Annotated in this window: 2 protein-coding genes; one reads left to right on the top strand and one right to left on the bottom strand. The window is 70.8% G+C overall.

What is annotated here, in order from left to right:
• Positions 1–745: pyridoxal-phosphate dependent enzyme (locus tag AOK23_RS32415; RefSeq protein WP_157878223.1), on the bottom strand; the 745-nt coding region annotated here is incomplete at its 3' end.
• A 260-nt stretch (positions 746–1,005) separates the two neighbouring features.
• Between AOK23_RS32415 and AOK23_RS32410 the strand changes: the two genes are divergently transcribed.
• Positions 1,006–2,574: a S8 family peptidase gene (locus AOK23_RS32410; RefSeq protein WP_055716121.1), complete on the top strand. Its 1,569-nt coding sequence runs from the start codon at positions 1,006–1,008 to the stop codon at positions 2,572–2,574.
• Positions 2,575–2,763 lie beyond the last annotated feature (189 nt).

The raw sequence follows: 2,763 nt of genomic DNA, 5'->3' as shown, positions 1-2,763 counted from the left end.
GGCGGCGGTCGATCAGACCCGCCGCGTGGAGTTCGGCGACGGCGAGAGCGGCGCCGAGCAGCAGTGTGCCGTTGCCCACGGGGACGACCAGGACGTCCGGGAGGCGGCCGCCGAGGTCCTCCCACAGTTCGTGGACGTAGGTCTTCGTGCCGTGGAGGAAGTAAGGGTTGTAGACGTGCGAGGCGTAGAAGACGCCCTCCTCGTCCGCCGCCTCGCGGGCCGCGGCCGCCGCCGCCTCGCGGTCCCCCTCGACGATCCGGAGCCGCGCGCCGTGCACGTCGATCTGCTCCAGCTTCTTGGCCGAGGTGCCGACGGGGACGTAGACCGTGCAGGGCAGCGCGGCGCGCGCGCAGTACGCGGCGACCGCCGTGCCCGCGTTGCCGCTGCTGTCGGCGACGACCCGGCTCGGCCCGAGCCGCAGGGCCAGTTCGGCCAGGAGCACCGCGCCCCGGTCCTTGAAGGACAGCGTCGGCATCAGATAGTCGAGCTTCGCGGAGATGCCGTCCGTGAGCTCGACGAGCGGGGTGCGGCCCTCGCCGAGCGAGACCGACGGTGTGGCGAGGGGAAGGCACTCGGCGTACCGCCAGAGCGAGTTCACCCGGCCGGCCAGGGACTTGAGGGGTGCGGGGGTGGGCGCGAAGTCGAGGTCCAGGGGGCCGCGGCAGGCCGGGCAGCACCAGGCGAGGGAGGCGGCGGGGACGCGGGTGCCGTCCGTCGGGCAGAAGCGATCCGGCAGTGGTGTCATGCACGCAGGGTAAGTGGGGGTGTCGGCGACGGTGACGTATGACGGTGTGTCATGGCAGTGGCATGACGATCGTGTCGCGGCCGCCGTTCCGTGTGTGCAGGGGCCTTGTGCAATTCCTTCAGAGGCCTCAATCTTTCGGCTGACGCACAGGAACCCCACAGAGTTTTGACATGGGCATGATCTTCCATGGTGCCCTCTCACGCGTCCGCGTGTGTGCGTCGTCCCCCACCAGCGCACCACCGATTGAGGAGGATCCTCAGATGGCAGTGATGCGTCAGAACCGGCGAAGACTGGCCCTGATCAGCGCGGCGGCCACCGCGGCGCTCACCTCCGGGCTCGTCTCCGCCCTCCCCGCCACCGCCGCGGCGGACGGCCGGATCCAGTACGCCGGCGCGGCCGGTGCCGTGAAGGACAGCTACATCGTCACCCTGAAAGCGGAGGCCAAGGCCGGCTCCACCAAGGGCAGGGCCCTGGCCGAGCGGTACGGCGCCGAGATCGAGCGCACGTACACCAAGGCGCTCAACGGCTATGAGGTCGAGGCCACCGAGACCGAGGCGAAACGATTCGCCGGGGACTCGAACGTCGTCTCCGTCGTCCAGAACCGCACCTTCCGCATCACGGCGACGCAGCCCAACCCGCCCTCCTGGGGCCTGGACCGCATCGACCAGTCGGCGCTGCCGCTCAACCAGAGCTACAGCTACGACGACACCGCGGGCGAGGGCGTCACCGTGTACGTCATCGACACCGGTGTGCGTGTCTCGCACAGCGACTTCGGCGGCCGCGCCGTGGACGGCTACGACGCCGTCGACAACGACAACACCGCCCAGGACGGCCACGGCCACGGCACGCATGTCGCCGGAACCGTCGCGGGCTCGGCGTACGGCGTCGCCAAGAAGGCCAAGATCGTCGGCGTGCGCGTCCTGAACAACTCGGGCCAGGGCACCACCGCGCAGGTCGTCGCGGGCATCGACTGGGTGACCGCCAACGCCGTCAAGCCGGCCGTCGCCAACATGAGCCTCGGTGGCCCGGGCGACACCGCGATCGACACCGCCGTACGCAACGCCGTCGCCTCCGGCGTCACCTTCGCCGTCGCCGCCGGCAACGAGACGACCAACGCCTCCACCCGTTCCCCCGCCCGTGTGGCGGAGGCCATCACCGTCGGCGCCACCACCAGCTCCGACGCCAAGGCGAGCTACTCCAACTACGGCACCGTCCTGGACCTGTTCGCCCCCGGATCCTCCATCACCTCGGCCTGGCGCACCAGCGACACCGCGACCAACACCATCTCCGGTACGTCGATGGCGAGCCCGCATGTCGCCGGAGCCGCCGCGCTGTACCTGGCGGACAACCCCACGGCCACCCCGGCGGCCGTCCAGACGGCCCTGGTGAACGCCGCCACCACCGGTGTCGTCACCAGCCCCGGCACGGGCTCGCCCAACCGTCTGCTGAACGTGGGCGGCGGGGGGACCACACCGCCGCCGACCGGGCCGCGCTTCGAGAACACGGCCGACTACGCGGTCAACGACAATGCCACCGCGGAGTCGCCGATCACCGTCAGCGGTGTCACCGGCAACGCGCCGTCGGCACTCAGCGTGCCTGTGAACATTGTCCACACCTATATCGGTGACCTCCAGGTGCAGTTGGTCGCCCCCGATGGCACCGCGTACACGCTGAAGGCGTACGGAGCCGGCGGCAGCGCGGACAACATCAACACCACGTACACGGTGAACGCCTCCTCGGAGGTCGCCAACGGCGTGTGGAAGCTCCGGGTGAGCGACAACGCTGCGCTGGACACGGGCCGCATCGACTCATGGGCCCTCCAGTTCTGACCCCGGACCCTGGCTTCTGACCACCTGGCCCCGGGCTTCTCGTCCCAGGGCCGAGATTCCGGATACCGGTCGCACGGCTTCCTGGTCCGGCCTCACCGCGGGGCGGGCGGGAGTGGCACCACCGGTGCCGGGCCCTCTGGGTCCGCGCCCCGCGTGTCGCCCCCGCCCGACCCGCGCTTACCATGCGCC

This window comes from Streptomyces torulosus, assembly GCF_001419765.1.
Classification (GTDB): Bacteria; Actinomycetota; Actinomycetes; order Streptomycetales; family Streptomycetaceae; genus Streptomyces; species Streptomyces torulosus.
This window is presented reverse-complemented; position numbering and strand designations above follow the sequence as displayed.

Bases quoted from the DNA above. Each gene is read 5' to 3' on its own strand.
- AOK23_RS32410 (WP_055716121.1), top strand. From the start codon at position 1,006: ATGGCAGTGATGCGTCAGAACCGGCGAAGACTGGCCCTGATCAGCGCG.